This window comes from Bradymonas sediminis, assembly GCF_003258315.1.
In the GTDB taxonomy this organism is placed as follows: Bacteria; Myxococcota_A; Bradymonadia; order Bradymonadales; family Bradymonadaceae; genus Bradymonas; species Bradymonas sediminis.
Genome location: NZ_CP030032.1, coordinates 2,502,760 through 2,528,806, shown reverse-complemented (window position 1 = coordinate 2,528,806; position 26,047 = coordinate 2,502,760). Strand labels below are relative to the sequence as shown.

21 protein-coding genes are annotated in these 26,047 nt (G+C 60.0%); 10 read left to right on the top strand and 11 right to left on the bottom strand.

The features are described from left to right. Nucleotides 1-15: 15 nt before the first annotated feature. Both hemL and hemH read right to left on the bottom strand, forming a co-directional pair. Nucleotides 16-1,296 carry a glutamate-1-semialdehyde 2,1-aminomutase gene (gene hemL / locus DN745_RS09580; RefSeq protein WP_111334331.1) on the bottom strand — a complete coding sequence of 427 codons (1,281 nt, stop codon included), beginning with the start codon at nucleotides 1,294-1,296 and terminating at the stop codon, nucleotides 16-18. Nucleotides 1,297-1,355: 59 nt separating this feature from the next. Further along, nucleotides 1,356-2,453 carry a ferrochelatase gene (hemH, locus tag DN745_RS09575; RefSeq protein WP_111334329.1) on the bottom strand — a complete coding sequence of 366 codons (1,098 nt, stop codon included), beginning with the start codon at nucleotides 2,451-2,453 and terminating at the stop codon, nucleotides 1,356-1,358. A gap of 1,098 nt (nucleotides 2,454-3,551) precedes the next feature. Here hemH and DN745_RS09570 point away from each other — a divergent pair. Further along, the gene (locus DN745_RS09570; RefSeq protein ID WP_111334327.1) at nucleotides 3,552-4,157 is read left to right on the top strand and encodes a transposase; all 606 of its coding nucleotides are present in this window, start codon (nucleotides 3,552-3,554) and stop codon (nucleotides 4,155-4,157) included. Nucleotides 4,158-4,645: 488 nt separating this feature from the next. On the opposite strand, the gene hemB is transcribed toward DN745_RS09570, so the two are convergent. Genes hemB through hemE form a run of 3 tightly spaced genes read right to left on the bottom strand, consistent with a single transcriptional unit; the run spans nucleotide 4,646 to nucleotide 8,182 of the window. Continuing rightward, nucleotides 4,646-5,638: a porphobilinogen synthase gene (gene hemB, locus DN745_RS09565; RefSeq protein WP_111334325.1), complete on the bottom strand. Its 993-nt coding sequence runs from the start codon at nucleotides 5,636-5,638 to the stop codon at nucleotides 4,646-4,648. A 28-nt stretch (nucleotides 5,639-5,666) separates the two neighbouring features. Continuing rightward, complete coding sequence (gene hemG / locus DN745_RS09560; RefSeq protein ID WP_111334323.1) at nucleotides 5,667-7,136, bottom strand: protoporphyrinogen oxidase; 1,470 nt, start codon at nucleotides 7,134-7,136, stop codon at nucleotides 5,667-5,669. A 20-nt stretch (nucleotides 7,137-7,156) separates the two neighbouring features. Further along, entirely contained in the window at nucleotides 7,157-8,182 is a 1,026-nt protein-coding gene (hemE, locus tag DN745_RS09555; protein ID WP_111334321.1) for a uroporphyrinogen decarboxylase, read from the bottom strand. 313 nt (nucleotides 8,183-8,495) lie between these two features. On the opposite strand from hemE, the gene DN745_RS09550 reads away from it, so the two are divergent. Beyond that, nucleotides 8,496-9,155, top strand: a complete 660-nt coding sequence (locus DN745_RS09550) for a DedA family protein (protein ID WP_111334319.1) — start codon at nucleotides 8,496-8,498, stop codon at nucleotides 9,153-9,155. 106 nt (nucleotides 9,156-9,261) lie between these two features. On the opposite strand, the gene DN745_RS09545 is transcribed toward DN745_RS09550, so the two are convergent. From DN745_RS09545 to DN745_RS09520, 6 genes are all read right to left on the bottom strand, one after another. Next, nucleotides 9,262-10,692: a hypothetical protein gene (locus DN745_RS09545; protein WP_111334317.1), complete on the bottom strand. Its 1,431-nt coding sequence runs from the start codon at nucleotides 10,690-10,692 to the stop codon at nucleotides 9,262-9,264. A gap of 78 nt (nucleotides 10,693-10,770) precedes the next feature. Continuing rightward, nucleotides 10,771-11,562: a uroporphyrinogen-III synthase gene (locus tag DN745_RS09540; RefSeq protein WP_111334315.1), complete on the bottom strand. Its 792-nt coding sequence runs from the start codon at nucleotides 11,560-11,562 to the stop codon at nucleotides 10,771-10,773. Between the two features lie 15 nt (nucleotides 11,563-11,577). Continuing rightward, nucleotides 11,578-12,507 carry a hydroxymethylbilane synthase gene (gene hemC, locus DN745_RS09535; RefSeq protein ID WP_111334313.1) on the bottom strand — a complete coding sequence of 310 codons (930 nt, stop codon included), beginning with the start codon at nucleotides 12,505-12,507 and terminating at the stop codon, nucleotides 11,578-11,580. Then, nucleotides 12,497-13,798, bottom strand: a complete 1,302-nt coding sequence (gene hemA / locus DN745_RS09530) for a glutamyl-tRNA reductase (RefSeq protein ID WP_111334311.1) — start codon at nucleotides 13,796-13,798, stop codon at nucleotides 12,497-12,499. The genes hemC and hemA overlap by 11 nt, the downstream gene beginning before the upstream one ends. A gap of 21 nt (nucleotides 13,799-13,819) precedes the next feature. Further along, entirely contained in the window at nucleotides 13,820-14,644 is an 825-nt protein-coding gene (ccsA, locus tag DN745_RS09525) for a cytochrome c biogenesis protein CcsA (protein WP_111334309.1), read from the bottom strand. A 48-nt stretch (nucleotides 14,645-14,692) separates the two neighbouring features. Further along, the gene (locus DN745_RS09520; protein WP_111334307.1) at nucleotides 14,693-15,553 is read right to left on the bottom strand and encodes a carbon-nitrogen hydrolase family protein; all 861 of its coding nucleotides are present in this window, start codon (nucleotides 15,551-15,553) and stop codon (nucleotides 14,693-14,695) included. Between the two features lie 624 nt (nucleotides 15,554-16,177). Between DN745_RS09520 and DN745_RS09515 the strand changes: the two genes are divergently transcribed. The 8 genes from DN745_RS09515 (at nucleotide 16,178) to DN745_RS09480 (ending at nucleotide 26,041) form a co-directional block, all read left to right on the top strand. Next, nucleotides 16,178-16,744, top strand: a complete 567-nt coding sequence (locus DN745_RS09515) for a ribosome maturation factor RimP (protein WP_162687573.1) — start codon at nucleotides 16,178-16,180, stop codon at nucleotides 16,742-16,744. An 18-nt stretch (nucleotides 16,745-16,762) separates the two neighbouring features. Then, a complete protein-coding gene (nusA, locus tag DN745_RS09510) occupies nucleotides 16,763-18,487 on the top strand; it encodes a transcription termination factor NusA (protein ID WP_111334303.1) in 1,725 nt (574 codons plus the stop codon). A 152-nt stretch (nucleotides 18,488-18,639) separates the two neighbouring features. Continuing rightward, entirely contained in the window at nucleotides 18,640-19,191 is a 552-nt protein-coding gene (locus DN745_RS09505) for a DUF448 domain-containing protein (protein WP_111334301.1), read from the top strand. 165 nt (nucleotides 19,192-19,356) lie between these two features. After that, on the top strand, nucleotides 19,357-22,239 hold the full coding sequence (gene infB / locus DN745_RS09500; RefSeq protein WP_162687572.1) for a translation initiation factor IF-2: 2,883 nt from the start codon (nucleotides 19,357-19,359) through the stop codon (nucleotides 22,237-22,239). Between the two features lie 27 nt (nucleotides 22,240-22,266). Then, the gene (gene rbfA, locus DN745_RS09495) at nucleotides 22,267-22,638 is read left to right on the top strand and encodes a 30S ribosome-binding factor RbfA (protein ID WP_111334297.1); all 372 of its coding nucleotides are present in this window, start codon (nucleotides 22,267-22,269) and stop codon (nucleotides 22,636-22,638) included. 66 nt (nucleotides 22,639-22,704) lie between these two features. Then, nucleotides 22,705-23,757, top strand: coding sequence for a DHH family phosphoesterase (locus tag DN745_RS09490; protein WP_111334295.1), 1,053 nt, complete (start codon nucleotides 22,705-22,707; stop codon nucleotides 23,755-23,757). Nucleotides 23,758-23,992: 235 nt separating this feature from the next. Further along, complete coding sequence (gene truB, locus DN745_RS09485; RefSeq protein WP_111334293.1) at nucleotides 23,993-24,886, top strand: tRNA pseudouridine(55) synthase TruB; 894 nt, start codon at nucleotides 23,993-23,995, stop codon at nucleotides 24,884-24,886. A 24-nt stretch (nucleotides 24,887-24,910) separates the two neighbouring features. After that, on the top strand, nucleotides 24,911-26,041 hold the full coding sequence (locus DN745_RS09480) for a saccharopine dehydrogenase family protein (protein WP_111334292.1): 1,131 nt from the start codon (nucleotides 24,911-24,913) through the stop codon (nucleotides 26,039-26,041). Nucleotides 26,042-26,047 lie beyond the last annotated feature (6 nt).

Sequence of the window (26,047 nt, the reverse complement as noted above, 5' to 3'; positions counted from 1 at the left end):
CGGGGAGAGGCGGTCTTAAAAGACCTCAGCCAACGCGGCTTCTGCCTTCTCCAGCACCTCGTCGATAATCTCGGGGGTGTGCGCGGTCGACAGGAAGCCCGCCTCGAATTGGCTCGGGGCCAGATAGACGCCGCGCTTGAGCATAGCGTGGAAGAAATGGTTAAAGCGCTCGAGGTCGCAGCTCTTCACGTCCTCGTGGTTGCGGATCGGTCCGGGATGAAAGAAAAGCGTAAACATCGACCCGACGCGGTGCTGGCTGAGCGGGTAACCGTTGGCGTCGATGATCTTCTGGAAGCCGGCTTCGAGCTGGGCGCCGCGGGCTTCGAGCAGGTCGTAGGCCTCGGCGTCGAGCTGCTTGAGGGCAGCGATGCCCGCGGCGACCGCGACCGGGTTTCCGGAGAGGGTGCCTGCCTGGTAGATCGGCCCGTCCGGGGCGACCTGGCTCATCATCTCGTGGGTGCCGCCGTAGGCCGCCATGGGGAAGCCGCCGCCGATGACTTTGCCGAAGCAATACAGGTCGGGTTTGACGCCGTAGCGCTCGACCGCGCCGCCGCGCGCCACCCGAAACCCGGTCATCACCTCGTCGATGATCAGCGCGACGTCCTTTTCGGTGCATAGCGCGCGCAGCTTTTTAAGGAAGTCGTCCTGGGGCGGGATGCAGCCGGTATTTCCGCAGACCGGCTCCAAGATAACCGCGGCGACCTGGTCGGGGTTTGCGTCGATAAGCGCGCGCACCGACTCGATATTATTGAATTGGGCGATCAAGGTGTCCTGCGCCGTGCCGCGCGTGACTCCCGGGGAGTTCGGCAGCCCGAGGGTCATCGCGCCCGAGCCTGCCGCGATGAGAAACGAGTCGGCGTGGCCGTGATAGCAGCCCGAGAATTTAATGATCTTCTCGCGCGACTTCACCCCACGGGCGACACGAATCGCCGACATGCAGGCCTCCGTGCCGCTGCTGACCATGCGAACGCGGTCGAGCCCGGGGACGCGCGCCACGATCATCTCGGCGATGTCGATCTCGGCGGCGGTCGGCGCCCCAAAGGACGAGCCCATCGCCACGGCGTGTTGGGCGGCGGCGACGATCTCGGGGTTCGCGTGGCCAAGAATCGCCGGGCCCCAACTCAGCACGAAGTCGATATATTTATTATTGTCCTCGTCGAAGATATACGCCCCCTCGGCCCGCTTGATAAACGGCGGGGTGCCGCCGACGCCCTTAAACGCGCGGACCGGCGAGTTAACGCCGCCGGGGATGGTCTTTTGGGCTCTCTCAAGCAGTGCTTGGCTCTTATCTAACATGGGAGTTCCTATGTCTTGCTGTGGATGAAGTCGATCTTTTCTACGGTTGCGCGGCGCTATTAAGTGCGCGCAACCGGGACGGTCGGGCGCGCGTCATGGAAGCCGCCGTCGACGAAGGTCTTAACGAATTTCTCCAGGGTATCAATCCAGCGCGGGTGCTCATTTAGGCACGGGACCAGGCGATAATCCTCGCCGCCGGCGGCCAGAAAATCCTCTTTGCCGCGCATGCCCAATTCCTCGATGGTCTCCAGGCAATCGGAGACAAACGCCGGCGAGATAACGACGAGCTTTTTGACGCCTTCGCCCGGGTAGTCTTCGATCGCCTTGTCGGTATAGGGCATCAGCCAGGGGTCGCGCCCCAGGCGCGATTGGAAGGCGAGGTCCCACTTCTCGGGGGGAATGCCGGCCTTCTCGGTGAAGGCCCAGGTGGTCGCGTGCACCTGTCGGCGATAGCAGGTCGCGTGCGCCGGGCTTGCCTTCTGGCAGCAGTCTTCGCTCTGCAGGCAATGACAGCCCGAGGCGTCGCTCTTGCGAAGATGGCGCTCCGGAATCCCATGATAGCTAAAGAGGATCTTGTCGTAATCCTCCTCGAGATAGGGCTTGGCAACCTCAACCATCGCTTCAATATAATCCGGGTCGTCAAAAAACGGCGGCTGAAATGTCAGCGACATATCCAGGCCCAAATCCCGCGCCTCATCTTTGACCTTCGCCACCGCGGTCTCGTAGCTCGACATCGCATAATGCGGATACAGCGGAACCACGAAAAGATCCTCGACGCCCAGGCCCGCCAACTTCTGCAGGGCGCTTCGGGTCGACGGGTTCTGGTAACGCATGCCAACGACGACCGGCAAATCCTGGTCGAAGTTGGCCCCGATGCGCTCGCGCAGCAAGGTCGCGACCTTCTCGGTGATGATGATCAGCGGCGAACCCTCGTCGGTCCAGATCTGCTCATAGGCGTGGGCCGACTCTTTGGGGCGCGTCGGCAAGATCGCCAAATTCACCACCGCGTGGCGAATCGGTGCGGGGTTATCGAGCACGCGCGGGTCGGTCAGAAATTCGTGCAAATAACGACGCACGTCGCCGACGTCGGTCGAGTCCGGGGAGCCGAGGTTGATCAGCAAGACGCCTTGTTTGCGAGGGGATGCGTTGCGGGTCATGGGTGGGTTCCGAGGGGTTTGGGTCGGTTGATGGCCAGACCAAGATGGTCTGGCTCCGGTATTGTTTCGTCGCCAAATCAGGAGCCAGACCTTCAAGGTCTGGCAAGTTCGGCAGACACGAATCGCCACTATTGTGTTGATGGCCAGACCAAGATGGTCTGGCTCCGGTATTGTTTCGTCGCCAAATCAGGAGCCGACCTTCAAGGTCTGGCAAGTTCGGCAGACACGAATCGCCACTATGTGTGTTGCATGCCAGACCAAGATGGTCTGGCTCCGGTATTGTTTCGTCGCCAAATCAGGAGCCGACCTTCAAGGTCTGGCAAGTTCGGCAGACACGAATCGCCACTATTGTGTTGATGGCCAGACCAAGATGGTCTGGCTCCGGTATTGTTTCGTCGCCAAATCAGGAGCCGACCTTCAAGGTCTGGCAAGTTCGGCAGACACGAATCGTCACTATGTGTGTTGCATGCCAGACCAAGATGGTCTGGCTCCGGTATTGTTTCGTCGTCAAATCAGGAGCCGACCTTCAAGGTCTGGCAAGTTCGGCAGACACGAATCGCCACTATTGTGTTGATGGCCAGACCAAGATGGTCTGGCTCCGGTATTGTTTCGTCGCCAAATCAGGAGCCGACCTTCAAGGTCTGGCAAGTTCGGCAGACACGAATCGTCACTATGTGTGTTGCATGCCAGACCAAGATGGTCTGGCTCCGGTATTGTTTCGTCGTCAAATCAGGAGCCGACCTTCAAGGTCTGGCAAGTTCGGCAGACACGAATCGCCACTATTGTGTTGATGGCCAGACCAAGATGGTCTGGCTCCGGTATTGTTTCGTCGCCAAATCAGGAGCCGACCTTCAAGGTCTGGCAAGTTCGGCAGACACGAGTCGCCACTATTGTGTTGCATGCCAGACCAAGATGGTCTGGCGAGCGTGATGCATGTAATAGTCAAAAACTGCCCAATCTTAAACAGGGAAACCGAACTATTATCGCCGTCTGATGCACTACTATGGCCGCCGCAGGGCACGAACACGCAATTAACGCGGCAATTCTGTCGAAAACAATAGGGAGCACTTCGTCAAACTTCTTCGACAGGATACGACAATGATAGATTATCTGAACTCAGTTTCGCGCCATCACGGCGAGTATTTACCTCATCTTGAGGTGAAATGCGGCACATATTTCGTGACAATTTGCCTTGATGGCGCAATCCCATCAAAGCTGCATCAGCGCCTTAAATTGGAGCGGAGTCGGCAACTCTTCGAATTGGAGCGCCAGAAACGCCTGACGCCTGAGGGTCGTGACGCCATCGAATGGGGGCATTTTTTAAAGGTTGACGCGCTATTGGACTCGCCGGCTTGTCAGCCTGTTCTTGGTCGAGACGATATCGCTCAGGTGGTAGTCGATGCGCTCGAGTACTTTCATGGTGACCGTTATGTCCTGGATATGTGGGTGATAATGGGCACGCATATCCACGTGATTTTCCAACTGTGTGCCGAGAATTTGCTGCAGAAGGTTTTGCATTCGTGGAAGTCGTTTACTGCGAATGAGATCAATTCATTGTTGGGTCGTGCGGGGCGATTTTGGCAACGGGACTATTTTGACCGATCCATTCGATGCGATGAGCAACTCGCGGCGATTCGTGAATATGTGTGGGCGAATCCGGAAGCCGCCGGGTTACGAGATTGGAAGTGGCGCAGGCAGTATTGATTTGTTTGGTAGCCATCGTTGGAGCCAGAGCATTTTGTACTGGTAGGGAGAGCAATATTTATTTGCCAGACCAAGATGGTCTGGCTCCGGAGGGGAGGGAGTTTGCATGCCAGACCAAGATGGTCTGGCTCCGGAGGGGAGGGAGTTTGCATGCCAGACCAAGATGGTCTGGCTCCGGAGGGGAGGGAGTTTGCATGCCAGACCAAGATGGTCTGGCTCCGGAGGGGAGGGAGTTTGCATGCCAGACCAAGATGGTCTGGCTCCGGAGGGGAGGGAGTTTGCATGCCAGACCAAGATGGTCTGGCTCCGGAGGGGAGGGAGTTTGCATGCCAGACCAAGATGGTCTGGCTCCGGAGGGGAGGGAGTTTGCATGCCAGACCAAGATGGTCTGGCTCCGGTATTGTTTCGTCGCGAAATCAGGAGTCAGACCTTCAAGGTCTGGCAAGTTCGGCGTATTTAATAGTCAAAGAGTGCCCGAAATAAAAAGCTCACGGCAATAACAACGCGATATCCCGGGCAAAATAGGTCAAAATAATATCGGCCCCGGCGCGCTTCATCGACAGCAGTGATTCCAGCGCGACCGCATCGCCGTCGACCCAGCCTTTTTCGGCGGCCGCTTTGACCATCGCGTATTCGCCCGACACGTTATAGGCGGCGACCGGCACGTCGAAGCGGTCGCGCACCTGGCGGACGATGTCGAGGTAGGCCAGGGCGGGTTTGACCATCAGGATGTCGGCGCCTTCTTCGAGGTCGAGGGCGGCCTCGACCATGGCTTCGCGGGCGTTGGCCGGGTCCATCTGGTAGGCGCGTCGGTCGCCGAATTGGGGGGCGGAGTCGACCGCGTCGCGGAAGGGGCCGTAGTAGGCGGAGGCGTATTTGACCGCGTAGCTCATCAGCGGCAGGTGCGCGAAATCCTGGGCGTCCAGGGCGCCGCGCATCGCGCCGATCATGCCGTCGATCATGCCGGACGGGGCGAGCATATCGGCGCCGGCCTGGGCGTGCGAGATGGCTTGTTTTTGAAGGTTCTCGAGCGTCGGGTCGTTGAGCAGGGCGCCGGTGTCGTCGACCACGCCGCAGTGGCCGTGGCTGGTGAATTCGCAGAAGCAGACATCGCTAATGACGTAGAATTCCGGGTAGTTGGCTTTGATATGGCCGATGGCGCGCTGAATGATGCCGTGGTCGTGCCAGGTGTCCGAGCCCACGGCGTCTTTGGCCGCCGGGATGCCGAATAACATGATGCGGGTGATGCCGCGCTCCAGAAGCGTCTCGAGCTCGGCGTCCACCCGGTCCAATGAGTATTGGAAGATGCCGGGCATCGACGCGATTTCGCGCGCGGTATTGTCGGCGGCCGTGATGAAAATCGGCATGATCAGGTCGTCGCGCCGAAGATGGTTCTCGCGCACCAGGGCGCGCAGGTTTTCGCCGCGGCGAAGTCGGCGGGGTCGGCGGATAAGCGGTGCGTTGAGAGCGGGTTTCGACATCTGGAAGTCCTTGTTTTTTTTAAGGCGTTTAGCTTGGTGCTTGAGTCGCTTTATCTAAATAGGTTTCGATGCGTTCGGCGATATCGTAGCCGGCGCCGATGCGGTCCGGGACCGCGATGCCGTCGCGGAAGCTGCCGCCGACGAACAGGCCGGCGTGGGTGGCTTCGATGGTGTTGAGCGTGGTCTCAAACGCGTCGTAGCCGACGTTATATTGCGGAATCGCCTCCCCCCAGAACCGGTGCTCGCGCAGGGTCGGCTCGCCGCGCACGCCCAGCAAATCATCGAGGTCGGCGAGCGTGCGTGCGTAAATTTCGTCGCTTGGCAAATGGGCGTATTCGGGGTTTCGCGCGCCGCCGACGAACGTCGTCAGTAAGACCTCACCGTCGGGCGCGCGGCCCGCAAAGAGGGTGCTCATAAAGAGGGTGCCGAGGATATGGCGTTGCTCCTGGCGCGGGACGAGCATGCCAAAGCCGTCGAGCGGGTGTTCGATATCCTCGCGGCGAAAGCCCAGCGAGACCACCGAAACCGCGGCATACTCGATGCCGCGAAGCGGCTCGAAGGGCGCCGCGGGGTCGGCGTTATGCAGCCGCACCGAAATATCCGCCAGCGCGTTCGCGGGAAGGGCGCAGAAGACCGCGTCGACGGTCTTTTGGCGGTCTTTGATCTTCGCGTCGGCGTCTTTTTCCTCAAAGCGTATCAGCCAGCGACCGTTCTCTTTTTTCTCAAGGGTGCGGACCTTACAATTGAGGCGAGGTGCCTTGCCTATTTCGCCCGAAAGGCGGTCGATGAGGACCTGAGAGCCTGCGTCGAAGTTAATAAGCCGGGTTGCTTTTTTGGGCGTGGCTTCGTCCCGCGATTGGCCTGGTTTTAAGAGGCATCGCAGGCGATTGGCGACGCGGGCCAGCCCGGCGCCGACCAGTGATCCGTGGGTCTGCTCAAGCTCGAAGAGTTTTGGGAACGCATGGCGCGCCGAGAGCTTGGTGGAGTCGCCCGCGAAGGTGCCCGCGACCATCGGGTCGACGGCGAATTCCAAGACCTCGGGGCCGAGCCGTCGAGTGATGAAGTCGGCCAGTGATTCTGAGTTGTCGCGCTCGCCGGGGCCCTTGGCGACGAAGGGTTCGGCCAGCAGGCGAAGTTTCGCCAGCGGCGACAAGATTGGGGAGTTGAGAAACGCGCCGAGGCTCGTGGGAAGGGCGTGTGGAAGGTGGTCGCGGACGACAAAGCGTTTCTTCGCCGCGGGGTTCGCCTCCACGACGCGCCCCTGGAGTCCCAGCTCGGCGATGAGGTCGGCCAGGCGTCCGCGCTCCAGCAGCGTATGCGGGCCGCCTTCGAGCAAAAACCCGTCTCGGCGCGCCGAGCTTATCTGGCCGCCGAGGGCCGGGCCGGCTTCGAAGAGGACGACCTCGAAGCCGGCTTTTTGGAGTCGATAGGCGGCGGTGAGACCCGTAATCCCGCCGCCTAATACCGCGATGCTTCCCCGATTCACTTCCTTCGCCATGAGCTCGCCGATGCTTCGATTTACTTAAAATTCGTGACCGTGTCGACCAGCTTCGCCACGTTCTCGGGGGATGCGTCGGGCTGTATGCCGTGGCCGAGGTTAAAGATATGCCCGGGCAGGCCGCGCATATCTTTGAGGATGCGCAGCGCCTCGCGCTCCACGACCTCCGGGTTTGTGTTGAGCACGGTCGGGTCGAGGTTGCCCTGCACGGCGATGCCGCTGGGGAGACTATTTTTAACCGTCGACAGGCGCCGGTTCCAATTCACCCCGAGGACGTTGGCCCCGGTCGTCGCGAGGATGTCGCCCAGGTGCGACATATCCTTGGAGAAGATGATGACGGGAACCTGGCCGGCGACGGAGTCGACCACGCGCTTCATCCAAAACGCCGACGCCTGGGTGAATGCGTCCGGGGCGAGCACGCCGCCCCAGCTGTCGAAGAGCTGGATGGCGTCGACGCCGGCGGCGATTTGCAGGCGCACATAGCGCACGACGGCCTGGGTGATTTTGCGCATCAGCCGGTCAAAGAGGACGCGGTCTTCGTAGAACATCTTTTTGGCGTGGGTGTAGGTTTTGGAGCTCTTGCCCTCGACCATATACGTCGCCAACGTCCAGGGGGAGCCGCTAAAACCGATCAGCGCGCGCTCACCGTTGAGCTCCTTTTTGACCAGGCGAAGCGATTCGCTCATATAGCTCAGGCGCGACTCGATGCCGTCGACGCTCAGCCGGTCCACGTCGGCCTGGGTGCGCACGGCGAAGTCCATCTCGATGCCGCCGCCCTCGGGGAATCCGTATTGCTGACCCATCGCCTCGGGGATGACCAGGATATCGGAGAAGATAATCGCCGCGTCCATCTTATAGCGGCGAATCGGCTGCATGGTGACCTCCAGCGCGAGCTCGGGGGCCTTCACGACTTCGTGGAACGTGTGTTTTTTGCGAAACTCCCGATATTCGGGTAGATGTCGCCCAGCCTGGCGCATCACCCAGATCGGCGGACGGTCTACAGGTTCGCAGCGGCAGGCTTTTAAGAATCGTTCGCGTGAGTTCATGCAGGGCCTCATCGATAGCGTCAAAGGAAAGGAATGGATTCCCCATTTAATCGGCTTCAACATGCCCGGATGCGTTCAAATTGCAAGGGGCATAGCGCATCTATTTGCGCCGATTTTTCGGGGTATCCCTGCCAGACTCTTGCGATGCGATGGGGGCTATGACAAAAGATGGCTCCGGGTCGAACAGTGCAGGCACCCTGGGATAGTAACCGATTTCAGACGCGCCTGGCGCATCACCTTGGCCCCCAACCAACCCAAACAACCACACACGACATACCGAAGTCAGAATTAGGGCGTAAATATGGAACTCTTAATGCAGGCGTTGGACTGGTTTTTACATATCGATGACAAGCTGGGCGAGGTCATCAATAACTACGGTATGTGGACCTATGCGATTCTATTTTTGATCATCTTCTGCGAGACCGGCCTGGTGGTCACGCCGTTTTTGCCGGGCGACTCGCTGCTCTTTGCCGCGGGCGCCCTGAGCGCGACCACGTCGATGAATCCGGTGATATTGTTCGTGCTATTGCTGGTCGCGGCGATCATCGGCGACAGCCTGAACTACGCGATTGGCAGCTATGTGGGCACGCGTATTTTCAAGGAGGACGCCAAGATTCTGAAGCTTTCGCACCTGCGGCGCACCGAAAAGTTCTACGAAAAATACGGCGGCAAGACGATCTTCCTGGCGCGTTTCGTGCCCATCGTGCGCACCTACGCGCCCTTCGTCGCCGGGGCCGCGAATATGCGCTATTCGTATTTCTTCTTTTATAATTGTGTCGGCGCCCTGGCCTGGGTTGGCGGGTTTATCTTCCTCGGTTATTTCTTCGGCAACCTTCCCGTCGTCAAAGAGAATTTCGGCATCGTGGTATTGGGCATTATCATCGTATCGGTGTTGCCGATTGTGTACGAGATCGGCATGGGCTGGTTGGAGAAGCGCAAGGCGCAGGCCGGTGGGGCCGAGTCGATTGAGTAGGCGCGCGCGCCAACTTTTGTCGGGGCAGTGAAACTAAAAACGCCGCGCCATCGAACGATGGCGCGGCGTTTTTTAATGTTGGCCCCTGAGCCGCGTTCGTCTTTCGTTAGTGGACCGTTTGTCCGCCCCAGCATTGCACGCTGTGTTCCTGCGAGTCGTCCGCCGCTATTGCGCAGGTGCGATCTCCTGCGGCCGTGATGGCTTTAAACAGCCCATCCGGGACGTGGTCTTGTTGATTATGCTGGTTGTCTCCCCAGCAGGTGATCGTCTGGTTCTCCAAGATCGCACACGCATGACGCTTTCCCGCAGCAACACTTATGACTCGACCGGAGGGAATCGTTGGATCTGAGGTTTGGTAAAAGTCGTCGGCGCCCCAGCAGCCCACCGTCGAGTTCAGTTCCTCAATTGCGCAAATGAAGTCGTTGCCCGCGCTGATCGCCTTAAATCGAAGATTCTCCATCGTGGGCGGTTGTAGGTCTGTCACCGACCCCCAGCAGCGGATATTGGCGCCGTCTCTCGTGATTCCACACGAATAGACGTTGCCGACGGCGACCGCTTTAAATGCCGTCATGGTCGTAGTGGGCGCTTGACCAAAGACGTCATTGCCCCAGCAAGTGATACGGGAGTTCTGTTGTCGAATGCCGCAGGCATGGGACTCGCCGACCGAGATCGATTTGAATCGGGTCCAAGTTGGAGGTGTATTGTGGTCGGTAATTGAGGTTTTTCCCCAGCAATCGACAATCGCGTTGTCATGTCTGATACCGCAGGTGCGCGTGCCGGCCGCGGAGATAAAGTCGTAGCCATCGTTGGGTTGGTTTGGGCCACGTTGACCGAAATCATCGCGTCCCGTGCACTGAAATTGGTTGCTTATAGGGTCTAGAATACAGAGGTGCCCATCGCCCATTGTGATCAGGTCAGAGGGCGTATTGCATGCGGTTGCGTTGGTGCGAATCGGAGCGCTCCCCGCTGGGCACGTCTCGCATTGACGTTGGCTTTCACTGGTTGGGAGTTCCTTGACAATTTCGTCGAACGCACAGTCGGTCCAAGGGGTGCACTCCGCCGCGTTTTCTTCAGCGGAATACGTACCCGCTGGGCAAGCCGAGCATACCCGCGCGGTCGTTGCGTCTCCTGCCTGCGCGACTTCTTCGCCGGGCGCACAGGTGACCTGCGTTCGGCACGGCGTGCTGGGATCCAAATCGTGGTCATAGGTCGCCCCCACAGCGCAATCGACGGGCTCGCTTTGCCCGCCCGCGCAATACGTGCCTGAGGAGCATACGGTGCAGTTTATCCCGTCTGCGCCGGCATACCCCGGGGCGCACCCTGAGGCGTCGGTGGAGACGTCGCGGCCGACATCCGCAACCTCTTGGGTGTCGGTTTCGGTGCGGGTATCCTCGGCGAATACGTCCGAGGTCTGCGCGTCTTTGTCGTCTTTCTGCTCGCCGCTAAATGCATCCGTGAGCGCGCAGCCTGAGAGCATGAATGCGCATAAGAGCAGGGTGTTTCGGGCTCGATAGGCGGTGACTTTAGGGGGCGACATAAGGGCAGGACTCGGGTTGAGGATAGATTAAAAATTGAGGTCCGGGACTCTTGTGCGTGGGTAAGTGGTCCAAGACATTCAGGGCGGCTGAGTTGATGGTGGCTGGGCCAGGCTTGCCGCGTGGAGAATCTCAAGCATCATCGCATTTCGGTCGGGCAGTTGCACCATCAGATCGACGGTGAGTCCGTGCCCCCTGAGCGCGTCGGCGGTGGTCGGGCCGATGGTGGCGAGCTTAAACCCGGCGAGGGTGGACGCGCTGAAGTGAGAGACGAAGGCATCGACGCCGCGCGGGCTGGTCAGCGCAACCCAGCGGATGGACCCCCGGGCGATGGTTTCGCCCAGGTCAGCGTGGTGCTCGGCGGTGGTCTGGTAGATCGGGATCTGATGAATCTGGGCGGCATCGTCCGGCGCAAATTGTCCGGGGGCGTCGCCCATCAAGCTGCGCGGTGACCCCTGAATGCCGAAGGCGACCAGGGGAAGTTCGGGCTTTCGGGCATGAAAGTGGGCGAGCATGCCGGTGAATTGCGGGTCTTCGGGGACGCGCGCGTGGACGCCAAATCGCTCGTGGAGCGACTCTGCGGTCTTCTCGCCGACAGCCCATGCCGTCTTTTCATGGAGCGCGAGGCCGTCGAGGACGCCGGAATCGGCCAGGTGGTCAACGGCGTTCGGGCTATAAAAGACGAGCGTTTTCGCTTGCTTAGCGAGGGCGCGTGCGCGCTGCCGATCGAAGTCGAGGGGCGCGGGCTTGAGCATCGGGCGGTGCACGATTGCAAGGCCCGGATGTTTAATCGTGGGGCTGCGTGTCCCGGTATAGAGCACCGTCAGCGGCGCATCGTCGGGGCAAATGTCGTCGGGGGCATCGGTGCACATCGCAGCTCCGTTGGCTTATCGCGGGCGCATGACGGCGCCGGCGCCTTGAGCGACGAGCGCGTCGGCCATCTCAAACGCCATCTTCTCGGGAGATGCGCCGCGTAATTTATGCTCGATGACGACTTTTGCGTCCGGGCTCGACGCCCAGGCGTGCAGTGACCAGGGCTCCTCGGTCGCGCTCGCGTCGAAGCAGCAATAGACCCCCAGCGGCACGGAGCAGCCGCCCTCAAGCCGGCGCATCACGATGCGCTCGGCTTCGACCGCGGCCAGGGTCTCCGGGTCAATAATCGGGTCCAGGAGGGCGCGTATCTCTTCGCGTCCCTCGCGCATCTCGACGCCAATCGCGCCCTGGCCAACCGCCGGCACATAGAGGCTGGGGTCGAGCTTGTGGCAATAAACACCCTCCGCCGCGAGGTCTAGCTCCAGTCGGTCCAGCGCGGCGCTGGCCATAATAATCGCGTCAAAATCGAATTCTTTGAGCTTGCGCAGCCGGGTGCCGATATTGCCGCGCAGCTCGCGGAACTCGAAGCCTGGGTGGCGTGCGCGAAGTTGCGCCCGGCGGCGAACGCTGCCGGTGGCGATGACCGCGTTCTCGGGCAAGTCGTCCAGGCTGCTCCACTTATAGCTCAGCAGGCTATCGGTAGGGTCGGCGCGCCGGGGCGAGCCGACATAGGCCATGCCCGCGGGCAATTCGGTGGGCAGGTCTTTGAGCGAGTGGATGGCGAAGTCGACCGCGTCGGCTGCCAGCGCCTGCTCAAGCTCGGCGGTGAATAATCCCTTGCCGCCAATCTCCGGGATGGGCTTGTCGAGGATCTGGTCGCCCAGGGTGTCCATGGTGATGATCTCGACTTCGAGCGCGGGGTGAGCCGCTTTGAGCAGGTCCGCGATGCGGTTGGTCTGCCAGAGGGCGAGGCGAGATTTTCGCGAACCGAGACTAATTTTCATCGGGCTGCTCCTCGAAATCCTGAAGTTTATAAAGCGAGCGCAAGACGCGTAAGTCTTCGGTTTTGAACGTCTTTTCTTGGACCGAAGAGCGCAGGTACATAATTGGATGGTGCAGCAATTTCTTGACGAGCCCGCGGGAGAAGTCTTCGAGCATCACGCGCTCGGTCTCGCTCATCTGGCCGCCGTGGCGCTCGAGTTCCTGCTCGCGAATCGCGTCGAAATAGCGGGCCAGGGTGGCGATGGTGGGCGTCACCTGAAGGGTCTGGGCCCAGAGCTCCCATTCCTCGACAAAGCGCGCGACGAGCTGTTCTGCGGCCGGAATCTCCTGGCGGCGCGCGTCGAGATTGTCGGCCACCACGCTCTGCAGGTCGTCCATATTATAGAGGAAGACGCCCGATTGTTTGGCAAGCGCCGGGTCGATATTTCGCGGGTTGCTGATATCGATCAAGAAGATAGAGCGGTGGTGGCGCTTCTTCATGACGTCTTTGAAGATCGCCGTGGTCAGCAGGAAGTCGGTGGCGCCGGTGGCGACCAGCACGACGTCGGCGGTGACGCAGGACTGAGCAATGGCGTTGAGTCCACGCCAGGTGCCGCCGAATTTCTCGGCCAGCGCGCGCCCCTTGGCCTCGCTGCGATTGACGACCACGAAGTCTTCGGCGCCCGCGCCCTGGAAATGGCCGGCGGCTTTCTCGGCGGTCTCGCCGGCGCCGATGATGAGGATCTGGCGCTGGGCGAAGCTGCCGAAGATCTTCTCGGCCAGGCGTACCGCGACCGAGCTGATGGAGACGGTGCCGGCGCATAAGCCGGTCTCGGTGCGCACCTCTTTGCCGCAGCGCAGCGCGAATTGAAAAAGGCGGTCGAGCGTCGGGCATTTGACCGGCTGTTCGAGCATCAGGGCGTGGGCGGCTTTGAGCTGGCTGAGGATCTGGTTTTCGCCGAGGGCGATGGACTCAAGGGAGGCCGCCACTCGAAATAGATGCAGCGCCGCCTCGTGCTCCTCGAAGGTATGGGGCGGCTGGCTGGGCGGGGCGGGCCTGTCGTGGGCGCCAAATTTAACCGCGCAGATTGCGTCCCAGACCTTCGCCCAGGTGAGGGCCGCGGCCGGGCCGAAGAAATACAGTTCGCTACGGTTGCAGGTCGAAATCACCGCAGCCTCACTGCCGAGTTGCAGGCGCACCTCGGCCATAAACGCCGCGACATCCTCCGCGGAGAAGGCCAGGCGATCGCGCTCCTTTAGCGATGTATTCTTATGGCTAAAGGAGAAGGCTATGAGTTTATTCGCGGTACTCATGGACGGAGGAGGATCCTCACCTTAGAAGGAATGAAGCGCACCGGAGACCGACAGGATTACGACGATCGTCCCGACGAGCGCGACATATCCGAAAAGCGAAAAATAACCCATACGAAGTCCCGATAGACCACGCACGGATACGACAATTAATCCGAGGAAATAGGCGAGCCAGATGAGGTCGGCGGCGATAATGGTCGGGTCGAGCGTGGTTAAAGACACGCCTTGCTCAAGCGCGAACCAGTGCCCCAGCGCCAACCCGATGCCCAGCAATATTACGCCGGCGATGGTGGCCAATTTGCTCATGTTCTCGAGCGTCGCCAACGGCGGAAGCCGCCGGAAGATCACCCCCAGGTTGCGCGCCTTTAGTTGCCGAGAGAGCATCACATACATCAGCGCGTAAATGGCGCTCAGGCTCAGCGCTGCGAATCCCAGGCCGGTGACGATAATATGCACGCCAAAGACCGAATGGGTCATGCGATCGGGATAGGTGCTGATATCGGTGATCAGGATCGAGCTGAAGAGCTGAAAGAGGGTGATCAGGCCGATAAAAAAGATGCCCGTATTCGGGTTGTTATGGCGGGTCTCCACCAGCACATAGATCGCGGCGATGCTCGCGGCGAGCATCGACATAAACTCGGCGCCGGTCGCGATGGGGAAATGCGCCAGCGTGATGCCGCGGTAGATGAGGTAGCCCACGTGAATCGCGAGCGTCCCCTTGAGCATAAAGCTGCCGAAAAAGCGGTCGCCCTGCGCATCCTCGCCGAAAAACTGGCGATAATAGACGCCAAATGTCAGCGCGTAGAGCGCCGGCAAGGCCAATTCGAGGATGTTGAGTGGACTCGTCATTTTTCGAAAGAGGTTCGGCCCTCGATGAAGGGGGCCTATGAAGACATATTATTTGAAGGTGGACGTGTTCGGCCCACCCAGGCGTCGGTGGCTTAGGCACGGCATGCGCTGGCGTACGTCGTTGAGATACTCGAAGTCAAGGGTCGCGCTGACCACGCATTCGGTATCGGGCGCACAGGCGATCATGCGCCCCCAGGGGTCGTAGATGGCCGAGTGCCCATACGACCAGCGCTGGCCGAAGTGGTTGCCGAATTGGTTCGGGGCCAGGATATAGGCCTGGTTCTCGATGGCGCGCGCCTGCAAGAGCGGGTGCCAGTGGTCGCGACCGGTTTGCAGGGTGAAGGCTGCCGGCGCGGTTAAAACCGTGGCGCCCTGGGCCGATAATGCGCGGTATAATTCCGGAAAACGCAGGTCATAGCAAATGGTCAACCCGACGCGTTGGGCCGGGGCGGATGTCCCGTCGGGGGCGATCGCGGCGCTCACGACCTGGTCGCCGGGGGCGACCGACCCGGACTCTAAAAAGCTCTGGCCACCCTCAACGTGTACATCGAACAGATGGATCTTACGGTAGACGGCGACGGTCTCGCCGCTGGGGGCGATGAGCAGTTGGGTATTATAGGTTCGCTCGGGGGCACCTCCCCGCTCGGAGGCGATCTTCTCGGCGAAGCTCCCCAGCGACACCCAGCATTGGCCGCGGCGCGCGATCTCGCGAAAGTGACCCACGATGGGCCCATCGATGGGCTCGGCGATGGTGAACTTCTCTTTGTCGGGCCCAAGGAAGGGCGCGTTCTCGGGAAAGAGGATCCAATCGGCGCCGTCGGCAATGGCCTGGTCCGCCAATTCGTCACAACGCTTCAGGTTGTGGGCGACATCGCGCGTCGAGCAGAGTTGAATAAGAGACGTCTTCATGGGGAGCGATCCAGGTTCTATAAGGATATCGAATATCGAACGGCCGATACGCCGGCCGAAAATAGCAGCTCAGGAAAATATTAACATGCTCTGACGTGTTTTTCAGGTCTTCAGCCATCGCGCTGACATCTAAAGCAATAAGCGGGCAAGAATATTCGGCGCAAGCGCCTTTGTTCACTCTTTTTTGGCTTGCCGGAATACTGCGCCGAAGTGCATGGTTTTGTGCTCGAAACGTCGCGAGATATGTGCTGGTGGCGGCGTGTTAGCGCCGAATTTGACCGCCCGCTCGTTAGCAGCGCTTCATCGCAGGCTTGACGCGGCGGGCCGGGTTTTGTAAGCCTCCGTTGCACGATTAACGGTCGCATTATTTCGAGGCTGTTTTTTGAGTATTAATGACCCTCACGTTGATGGTTATTAATGCGGGCGACACCGCAGCACTCGGTGTCACAATTTCGCGAGATGCATGCGAAGTGGGCCCTATGCCCGCTTTTTTTATTATCAAAAAATCGCGTGCTTCAGGTGGAATACCCGTAGAAATCGGCGCGTTCTCGCGTCTAAGAACTTAATTAATTGGCGCCGAACCCATCATCGATGGGGCTGCGCCAGGATAGATGGAGTAGTTTCGTGGCAAAGCGGCGTCGAAGAAAGCAAGCATCGTCTCAGGATGGCTCGGCAGATATTTCTGCTCAGGCCGGCGAGGTCTATGCACCGCAGGCGGTTGCCAATATTCGGGAGTGGGCGGCGGAAGCTGCCGCTGCCAACGGCGTCGCCTTATATGACGTTGAGATGGTGGTTCATGGCCGCTGGACGATTCGTGTTTATATCGATCGCCCCGGTCCTCTTAACCCCGAAGAAAGCGTTAAAGCGGGTGAATGCCAGAAGGTGAGTCGGTATCTCGAAGCCTATTTGGATGCCGCCTCTGATTTGCCCGACAATTATGTGTTGGAAGTGTCCAGCCCGGGCATTGAGCGCCTGCTGAAGACGCCCGAGCACCTCGAGATGGTGGTTGGGCATCGCGTGCAGCTGGTTGTGCGCACGCAGGTAGAAGGGAAGAACAAGTTTTCTGGCGAGTTGATGGCCTATCAGGATGGTGTGTTAAGCGTCCTCCTGGATGAGGGGCCCAATGAGCCTGTCGATATTCAATGGGCTGATGTGAAAGAAGCCCGTCTCAAATACGATTTCGATTTTTAGGTTAGGAGTAAGTATTCCATGGATCTGAACACCGTCATAGAACAGGTCGGCAGAGACAAGGGGATTGACCGCGAGACCCTCATCGAGACCCTCGAGGCCGCGATTTTGACTGCTGCACGCCGTACCTACGGCCCGCAGCGCGAGATCGAGGCGCAGTTTAACGAGGACTCCGGCGAAGTTGAGCTATTCCAGATTGTCACTGTGAACGATAGCGTCGATAACCCGTTCCGCGAGGTATCAACCGAGGAGATCGAGAAGGCTGGATTCAGCGCCGAAGCCGGCGACGAATTGCTCTTCCAGATCTTCTATCGCGATGACGATAAGGAGCGCGCCCGCAGTCAGGACGCGCGCTTCGGGGAATTGCTTAAGCTCGAATCCTCGAAGTCGACCTTTGGTCGCATCGCCGCGCAGACCGCCAAGCAGGTTATTATCCAGCGGGTGCGCGAGGCCGAGCGCGATATTATCTTCAACGAGTATAAGGACCGCGTCGGGGATATGGTCACCGGCATCGTTCGACGCTTCGAGAAGGGCAATATCATTGTGGACCTGGGCCGCGCCGACGCGATTTTGCCGCGCCGCGAGCAGACCCCGCGCGAGAGTTATCGCCCGGGCGACCGCGTTCAGGCGATGATCAAAGAGCTTCAGCGCTCGAGTCGTAGCCCGCAGGTTGTCCTGACGCGCGCTGACCCGCAGTTGATCATCAACCTCTTTGGCCACGAAGTCCCCGAGATCTACGAGGGCATCGTTCGTATCGTCGCCGTCGCGCGTGAGCCGGGTGTTCGCACCAAGGTCGCCGTGTATAGCCGTGATAGCGATGTCGATCCGGTCGGCGCATGCGTCGGTATGCGTGGGTCGCGGGTTCAGGCGGTCGTGCAGGAGTTGCACGGCGAGAAGATCGATATCGTGCCTTACGTCGAAGACTCGGCACGATTCGTCACCAACGCCATCAGCCCGGCTGAGGTCAGCAAGGTGCTCATCGATGAGCATAATATGACCATGGAGCTGATTGTTCCGGACGACCAGCTTAGCCTGGCGATCGGTCGTGGTGGGCAGAATGTCCGCCTCGCCGCCCAACTTACGGGTTGGAACCTCGACATCATCAGTGAGACTCGCCTTAAGAGCTTGATGAAAGAGGCGCGCGAGAGCTTGCTTGAGTTCGACGGTATCGACGAAGATATGGTCAGCTCGCTGTTCACGCTTGGCTATAATAAGCTCGAGTATTTGGCGCAGGCCAATATCGAAGAGCTCGCGCAGATCCCCGGAATCAACTCCGAGCAGGCCGAGATTATTATCGACGCCGCCGACGAGATTCTGGCACGTCCCGCTCCGGGTTCTCCCGAGGCGATGACGCCCGAAGACTACGAGCGCCAGGCGCTTGAAGAAATTCGCGGGGTCGGTCCGAAGGTCGCGGCCAAATTGTATGAGGCTGGGTACCTGAAGATTGAGAGTATCGCGTTCGCAAGAGACACCGAGGCGATGGCCAAAGCGGTGGGGATTCCCGCCAAAAAAGGTCGTCAACTCTGGTACGCTGCCCGCGAATTGGTCCAGGCCAAGCAAGGCATCGAAACCGAAGAAGCGCTTGAGCTTTACGGTCTCGAGTACGCCAGCGCGAAGGCAAACGCAGCCGCCGCGGCCGTCATGGCCAAGGAAGCTGCGACCGTGGAGGCCGCTGCTGCCGAAGCCGCGACCCCGAAAGAGGACGCCGCCGAGGAGCAGGACGACGCGGCTGGCGAAGAAGAATAAGCCCAAACACGCGACCTCCTGCAATTAATGGAGGAGGTTGCGTGTTGCAGGGTTGTTATTACGCTTAATATTATTTAGGAGAGACGAAGATTCAGGCCGCGAACGACCAAAAGAAAGCTGAAGCCAGCAAATCACAGCCCGAGCGCATTTGCGTGAGCTGCCGTGAGCCGGCGCAGAAGGAAGACCTCGAGAGGTTTATTTATCACGAGGAAGGTGGCCTGATTTACGATCTTCGTCAAAAGGCTCCCGGGCGTGGTGCGTATGTTCACGCTCGCCGTGAGTGCCTGCTAGGCGCCGCGCAGAAGGGCGGGTTTTCCCGCGGGTTTAAGACCAAAGTACAGGTTGACGCCGATACATTGATTGATGATGTTTGCATCGGTGTCTACCGGCGGCTGCAAGAGGGTTTGCGGGTCGCGCTGAAGTCGCAAAAGTTATTTCTGGGCGGTACGGCTGTTGCAGAGGCCGTTAAGTCGGATCAAGTTGCACTGCTGTTGGTGGCGCGTGATGCCAGCGAAAGCACACGTCACAAATTCAGCAGCAACGCCGAGCGAAAGGGCATTCCGGTGCGCCAGACGCTTAGCGGAGAAGAACTCGGGGCCCTGAGTGGACGCGCCTTCGTGGCGGTAGTCGCTGTAGCCCCATCGCGTTGCCTGGCGAGAATACGCCGGGACATCGACATTAAAGAGCATCTGGAGTCGCTTTGAGGCATCCCGGCCGGCCGAAGGTCTGTCGGGGTTGAATCTGGTAGCAAAGCGAAGTATGCAGTGCCGGTCGATTGTGCACGCGCCAGTCGATAGAGATATAGTAGCCTAATTTGAGGTTTCCTGTTCGCCGCCATGCCAGGCTTCAGCGAACAGAGCGGAGAGCACATGCCGAGTCAAAGAGTATACGAAGTCGCCAAAGAGTTGGGTCTGGATCGCCAGGTATTGGTCACCAAGATCAATGAACTGTCGCTAGGTTTCACGGCGAATAATTATATGACCAAGTTGAGTCCTGAAGAGATCTCCCAGCTGAAAGCAGCTCTGGGGAGCTCCGACAAGGGCGAGGCGAAGGTTGCCAAGAAGCCTAAGAAGGCGGCTGAGTCCAAGCCGACTGCGTCGGAAGAAACCGAGCAGCCCGGGATTGTGACCCGCACTCGTGTTCGGCGCAAATCCGATGAAGCTGAGAGCGACGCGGACGCCAAGGCCGATGAAGCCTCGGGCGACGTGATTGCGCCGACGGTTCGTCGCCGCCGCAAGAAAGTTGTGGTGGGCGAAGCTGCCGAGGGCGAGGCGAGCGCCGAGATTTCGACCAAGCCGGTGGCCAAAGAGGCCGAGGTGCAGGAAGAAGTCGTCGAGGCCGAGGTCGAGGAGGCGCCGGTCGCCGATGAAGTTGAGTCGACGCCCGTTGTCGAGGAGCCCGTCGAAGCCGCTGACGAGCCGGCCGAAGAAGAGGCCGCACCGGTCGAGGTTAAGGAAGCGACGGAGACGAAAGCCGTCGACGAAGCTCCGGCCGAGGTCGAGGCTGCCAAGTCCGAAGTCGCTGAGGAAGCTCCGGTCGCCGAGAAGGCTGCCGAGGCAACCGACGCCGTGGCCGAAAAAGCTGAGGCGCCCGCGAAAGCTGAGGCACCCGCGGCAGCCGCTGAGAAAGCGACACCCGCGACCAACGAGAAGACGCCCGAGTCCGACAAGAAGCCTGTCGCTGCAGCGGCGCCTCGTCGTCGACGCAAGCGTAAAGAAGGCGGCGGTGGCGCACGAATTCTGGGTCAGATTGACACCAATGTCGTCAAAGACCGTCTGTCGGCCGAGGGCAAAGACTTTACTCCTGGTCCGTCGAAGTCCACGAAGGGACGCGGTCGCAGCAGCGCCGGAAGCCGCGGTCGTTCGCGCAAGCGCGTCGTCGAGGGCAGCGATCTTTATGGCAAAAAACGCGGCCGTCGCAACAAGCGCAAGAGCCGTGGGCGTAAAGCTCCGCAGAAGACGCAGATTACCGAGGCCGCCGAGCATAAGCGCGTCATCCGCATCGAAGACGTTATTTCGGTCGGTGACCTTGCCCATCAGATGGGTATTAAGGCCGGTGAAGTCGCAATGAAATTGCTCGAATCGGGCATGATGGCGACCGTGAACACGATGCTCGACTACGAGACCGCGGTGCTGGTCGCCGACGAGTTCGGATATACCGTCGAGAACGTCGCGTTCGATATCTCGAACTTCTACGATACTTCCGAAGACGCCCCCGAGTTGCTGAAGTCGCGCGCTCCGGTCGTCACGGTCATGGGTCACGTTGACCATGGTAAAACCTCGCTGCTCGACGCGATTCGCAACGCGAACGTCATCGGCGGAGAGGCAGGCGGAATCACGCAGCATATCGGCGCCTATAAAGTGCGCACCGGTGACGGCAGCGAGATGACCTTCCTGGATACCCCGGGTCATGAGGCGTTCACCCAGCTGCGCCAGCGTGGTGCAAAAGCCACCGATATTGTGGTCCTGGTTATCGCAGCCGACGACGGCGTCATGCCGCAGACGGTCGAGGCCATCAACCACTCCCGCGATGCTGGAGTTCCGATTATCGTCGCCATTAACAAGGTCGATAAGGACACCGCCAACCCGGGTCGTATTAAGCAGGCGTTGACCGAATACTCGCTTATCCCCGAGGAATGGGGCGGCACGACGCTCTTCGCCGAAGTCAGCGCGAAGCAGGGAATCGGCGTGGCTGAATTGCTCGAGATGATCGCGCTTCAGGCCGAGATCGAAGAGCTCAAGGCCAACCCCGACCGCGACGCGCAGGGCGTTATCATCGAGGCAGAGCTCGACGTTGGACGTGGACCCGTGGCCACCATGTTGGTGCAGCGCGGTACGCTTCGACAGGGCGATATCGTGGTCAGTGGTCAGTATTATGGCCGCGTGCGAACGATGTATGATGACCAGGGCAAGACCACCAAGGAAGCTGGACCCAGCACGCCGGTTGAGATCACCGGTCTTGGCGGAATCCCGGAAGCCGGCGAGCCTTTCTTCTCGGTCCCCGATGAGAAAGACGCCAAGCGCATCACCGATAACGTGTCCGCGCAGCGCCGCAAAGAAGCCATGGCGCAGCGTGCTCGCGCCACCACCGGCAGCCTCGAAGACATCTCGAAGATGATCGAAGAGGGCGAAGTCAAAGAGCTCAACGTCATCCTCAAGGGCGACGTCCAGGGCTCGGTGGAAGCGGTTCGCGACGCCTTCCTGAAGTTGGGTAACAAAGAAGTTCGGGTCAACGTGATTCGATTTGGTGTCGGCGGTATTACCGAGAACGACGTCCAACTCGCGGCCTCCGCAGAGTCCGGTTGCGTCATCGTCGGCTTCAATGTGCGCCCTGATTCGCGCGCCGCAGCCGTCGCCGAGGCGAATCACGTCAAGATTCTTACCCACAGCATCATCTACGACGCGATTAACCAGATTAATAAGATTCTGGAGAGCTTGCTGTCGCCGATTATCGAGGAGAAGGTCACCGGGCACGCGGAAGTTCGCGACCTGTTCACCACCCCTCGCTCCGGCATGGTCGCCGGTTGTATGGTCACCGACGGTGTCCTGCGTCGCAACGCGCATGTCCGTGTGTTGCGCGGTGGAAAAACCGTACACGAGTCCACGATCTCCTCGCTGCGTCGCTTCCGCGATGACGTTAATGAGGTCAAGAAGGACTTTGAATGTGGTGTCTCCGTCGAAGGTTATAACGATTTCGAACTCGGTGATATCATCGAAGGGTTCGAATATATCGAAGTCGCCGCGACCCTTTAATTCAGGCCGGCTGGATAGGAAGAATTAATGGCACACTCCAAACGTGGCTATAAGCGCAGCACCCGCGTCGCTCAGCAATTGCACGAAGTTATTGCAATGCTCTTGCTGAGCGACGTGGATGACCCGCGCGTACAGAAGGTCCAGGTCATCTCGGTCGAAGTCAGCCCGGATTTAACCAACGCCAAGATCTTTTATGTGATGCTCGACCAGCGCGAAGCGGACCCGAAAACACAAGCGGGTCTCGAGCGCATCGAAGGGTATCTCAAACATGAGATCGGCAAGCAGTTGGACCTGCGCTATATGCCGCATTTGACGTTCATCTACGATGAGTCGGTCGAACGCGGGCGGCATATGGATGAATTGCTTTCGAATCTGGACATCCCCGAAGAAGACGTGTAATTTTCGGGCTGTCCAAATTCAGAAATTTTTGCAATTTATTATTGCGTATCCTGGCCCCGATAGATCATGACTTCGTCTACGCGCGTTGACGCGCCCTCCGAAATCGTCCCGACATCCTCCCATTTAGATGACGCGATTAAGCGCTTTTTGAGCCAGGTGGCTCAAAATCAGCGCTTTCTTGTTGTCGCCCATACCTCGCCGGACGGTGATGCCATCGGCTCAAGCGTGGCGATGACGCTTTTCTTGGAGGCGATGGGCAAGGATGTCGTCCTGTATAACCGTGACCCGGTCCCGTATAACTTCGGTTTTTTGGAAGGGGCGGACCGCCTCGTCCAGGAGCTTCCGCAGGGTCCGATCGACGTGGCGGTGATCCTCGATTGCGCCGAAGCCGCGCGGGTCGGAGATGACTTCGCCGCCTGGCTCGGCGAGCGCCAGGGCGCCGCAAGCGCGCCGATTAAGGTTGCGGTCGTTGACCATCACAAAACCTGGAATTCCGAGTTTGCCGATGTCTATGTCCGCGACGTGAGGGCGGCCGCGGCCGGTGAGTTGGTCTGGCGTATTGCCACCGCGGCGGGCGTCGCGATGAGCATCGGCCTGGCTGAAGCCCTCTATTGCTGCTTGATGACCGACACGGGGAGTTTTCGCTATTCGAATACCTCGCGCACGACCTTTCGGATCGCCGGCGAACTCATTGAAGCGGGCGTCGAGCCGTGGAAAATGACCTCCGAGATCTACGAGAGCCAACCGCGCGAGCGGCTCACGCTGCTCGCCATGGTGCTCGACACGCTTGAGTTCTCGGGTTGCGGGCGGCTGGCGTTTTTGCGGGTCGAGGACAAGATGTTCGCCGCGGCGGGCACCGACACCGATCTTACCGACGGGTTTATCAATTACGCGCGCGCCATCCGCGGGGTCGAAGTGGCCACACAGATCCGTGAGGCCGCCGACGGGGCGTGGCGCATCTCGTTTCGCTCGCGCGGAAAGGTCGACGTGTCGGCGCTGGCGGCGAAGTTCGGCGGCGGCGGCCATTATAACGCCGCGGGCTGCACGATCGTTGGGACCAGCGATGAGATCGTCGAGAAGTTGAGCCAGGCGCTCGTCGACTTATTGGACACTCCCTGAGGTGGCGCTGCGGGAGTAGTATTTTAAGTCACCGCCCCGGCGATTTCGCCCCACGATATTTGATATCGGCGGGGCGTTTTTGTTTGCGCCGCGCGCTTTGCTTGAGCCGCGCCTGGCGCGAATTGATAGGCGCGACAATCGGCGCATCGTGCTATAGCGGGCCACGTATTTAGGGTGTGGCGGGAGCGCGCGGCACCGTATCGAATATCTTCTCGATTAAAGACGAATATAAAATATGAATGGTCTTTTGCTTATCGATAAACCGGCGGGAATCAGCAGTTTTGACGTGGTGCGCCAGGTGCGGCGCGTCGGCAGGACACGCAAGGTGGGCCACACCGGAACGCTGGATCCGTTGGCGACCGGGCTGCTGCCGATCGTGGTCGGAAGTTGCACGAAGCTGGCGCGATTTTTGACCCTCGACACCAAAGAATACGACTTCGAGATGGAGTTCGGGCGCGAGACGACCACGGGGGACGCCGAGGGTGAGACCTCGAAAGAGTCGGGCTGGGAGCATGTCACCGAGGATGCGCTCGCGCAGGTCTTGGGGCAATTTCGCGGGCCGATCGAGCAGGTGCCGCCGATCTATTCGGCCATCAAGATCAACGGTGAGCGCGCGTATAAGTTGGCGCGCGACGGCCAGGAGGTCGAGATGAAGGCGCGGCCGGTGATGATCGAGTCGCTGGTGCTGGAGTCGTGTTCCCTGCCGCGCGCTCGACTGCATACGCGGTGTGGGTCGGGGACCTATGTGCGCTCCCTGGCGCGCGATATCGCGCGCGCGTTGGACTCGGCGGCTTATACGACGCTCATCCGTCGCACGCGCGTGGGGGATTTTGACCTCAGCGAGGCGACGCCGCTCGCGGAGATTACGCCCGAGAACTTCGCCGGTCTTTTGCGCTCTCCGATGGAGATGATGCGCGGGATGACAACGTTTGTGGCCGATGAAGCCCAGGTGCGCGCGATCGGCTATGGCCAGCAGATTGATGCCGTAGGGCTGGCGGCCGAGAAGGACGCGTTTGTCGCGATCGCTGACGCCGCCGATGAGTTGGTCGCGATGGCCCAGGTAAAGGCGATCTCGGACGACACGGGTGCGCCGCGCCTGAAACCGGTGCGCGTGCTAAAGCCTCAATAAATTCGACTTAAACCGAGCGGGATTATGACGACGCAACCAAGAATAGCAGTGTATGGTGCGACCGGTTTTACCGGGAAATTAGTCGTGCGTGAGTTGGCCAGCCGGGTCGATTCATTCATTATCGCCGGGCGCACGCAGTCCAAACTCGACGTGCTCGCCGCGGAGGTCCGCGCCAGCCACGACGTGGTGGTACAGACGCGGCAGGCCTCGGTGGACTACGCCGCCTCGCTCGACACCATGCTCGACGGCGTGGACGTGCTTATCAATTGCGCCGGGCCGTTTTGCGACGTGGGCCTGCCGGTTGTGGCTGCGGCGCTGCGAAACGAAGTGCATTATTTCGACACCACCGGGGAGCAGTCGTTTATGCGACAGGTCCAGCAGGATTTCGGCGCTCGGGCGCGCGAGCGCGGGGTGGTGCTCGCCCCGGCCACGGCCTACGAGTACGCGGTGGGTGGCTTTGCCGCGCGCCTGGCGGTGCGCGCGGGCGCCGATCGCCTGGGAATCTGCTACGCGCAGCGAAATTCTGGCATGTCGCATGGCACCAAAAAGTCGGTGTTGCGCGCGATCACCAATCCGGGCTTGACCTTCATTGATGGGAAGTTGTCCAAGTGTCGCATGGGCTACCGTGTCTTCGACGTGCCGCGTCCCGGGCGCCCGGGGGTGAGCGCGCTGTGGATCCCGGGAGGCGAGTCGCTGCAAGTGCCGCTCTTTGCCGAGCATATCACCCAGGTGGAGACCTGCGTGGCGACCGGCGCCCGGGTGGGTCGGGCGCTCCAGCGTGGGCTCGGTCTGTTCGTGCCGGCGCTTGGCTTCGCGCGACCGATTCTGGACCGCCTCATCGATCGCAGCGACGGCGATCCGCACCGAGATAAGGCCGCGCCGATGAAGTCGAGTGAGCGGAGCTCGGCGGAAGATAAGATGACGGTGGGGGACCATCAGCCCGAGTTTCGCGTGACCGCTTTTGATCCCGATGACGGGAGTTTTTTCGTCGCGATCGCCGGCGGCGACCCGTACCTGACGACCGCACGGATCATCGTCGAGGCCGCCCGGCGCGTCATCGCCGCGCCCCCGAAGCAGGGCGGGTTCACCTCGGCCGCGGCGCTCTTCGATGCCCGGGATTTCTTGGAGGCCGTGGAGCTCGAGATCATCGAATAGCCCCGC

Bases quoted from the DNA above. Each gene is read 5' to 3' on its own strand.
- hemL (WP_111334331.1), bottom strand. From the start codon at position 1,296: ATGTTAGATAAGAGCCAAGCACTGCTTGAGAGAGCCCAAAAGACCATC.
- hemH (WP_111334329.1), bottom strand. From the start codon at position 2,453: ATGACCCGCAACGCATCCCCTCGCAAACAAGGCGTCTTGCTGATCAAC.
- DN745_RS09570 (WP_111334327.1), top strand. From the start codon at position 3,552: ATGATAGATTATCTGAACTCAGTTTCGCGCCATCACGGCGAGTATTTA.
- hemB (WP_111334325.1), bottom strand. From the start codon at position 5,638: ATGTCGAAACCCGCTCTCAACGCACCGCTTATCCGCCGACCCCGCCGA.
- hemG (WP_111334323.1), bottom strand. From the start codon at position 7,136: ATGGCGAAGGAAGTGAATCGGGGAAGCATCGCGGTATTAGGCGGCGGG.
- hemE (WP_111334321.1), bottom strand. From the start codon at position 8,182: ATGAACTCACGCGAACGATTCTTAAAAGCCTGCCGCTGCGAACCTGTA.
- DN745_RS09550 (WP_111334319.1), top strand. From the start codon at position 8,496: ATGCAGGCGTTGGACTGGTTTTTACATATCGATGACAAGCTGGGCGAG.
- DN745_RS09545 (WP_111334317.1), bottom strand. From the start codon at position 10,692: ATGTCGCCCCCTAAAGTCACCGCCTATCGAGCCCGAAACACCCTGCTC.
- DN745_RS09540 (WP_111334315.1), bottom strand. From the start codon at position 11,562: ATGTGCACCGATGCCCCCGACGACATTTGCCCCGACGATGCGCCGCTG.
- hemC (WP_111334313.1), bottom strand. From the start codon at position 12,507: ATGAAAATTAGTCTCGGTTCGCGAAAATCTCGCCTCGCCCTCTGGCAG.
- hemA (WP_111334311.1), bottom strand. From the start codon at position 13,798: ATGAGTACCGCGAATAAACTCATAGCCTTCTCCTTTAGCCATAAGAAT.
- ccsA (WP_111334309.1), bottom strand. From the start codon at position 14,644: ATGACGAGTCCACTCAACATCCTCGAATTGGCCTTGCCGGCGCTCTAC.
- DN745_RS09520 (WP_111334307.1), bottom strand. From the start codon at position 15,553: ATGAAGACGTCTCTTATTCAACTCTGCTCGACGCGCGATGTCGCCCAC.
- nusA (WP_111334303.1), top strand. From the start codon at position 16,763: ATGGATCTGAACACCGTCATAGAACAGGTCGGCAGAGACAAGGGGATT.
- infB (WP_162687572.1), top strand. From the start codon at position 19,357: ATGCCGAGTCAAAGAGTATACGAAGTCGCCAAAGAGTTGGGTCTGGAT.
- rbfA (WP_111334297.1), top strand. From the start codon at position 22,267: ATGGCACACTCCAAACGTGGCTATAAGCGCAGCACCCGCGTCGCTCAG.
- DN745_RS09490 (WP_111334295.1), top strand. From the start codon at position 22,705: ATGACTTCGTCTACGCGCGTTGACGCGCCCTCCGAAATCGTCCCGACA.
- truB (WP_111334293.1), top strand. From the start codon at position 23,993: ATGAATGGTCTTTTGCTTATCGATAAACCGGCGGGAATCAGCAGTTTT.
- DN745_RS09480 (WP_111334292.1), top strand. From the start codon at position 24,911: ATGACGACGCAACCAAGAATAGCAGTGTATGGTGCGACCGGTTTTACC.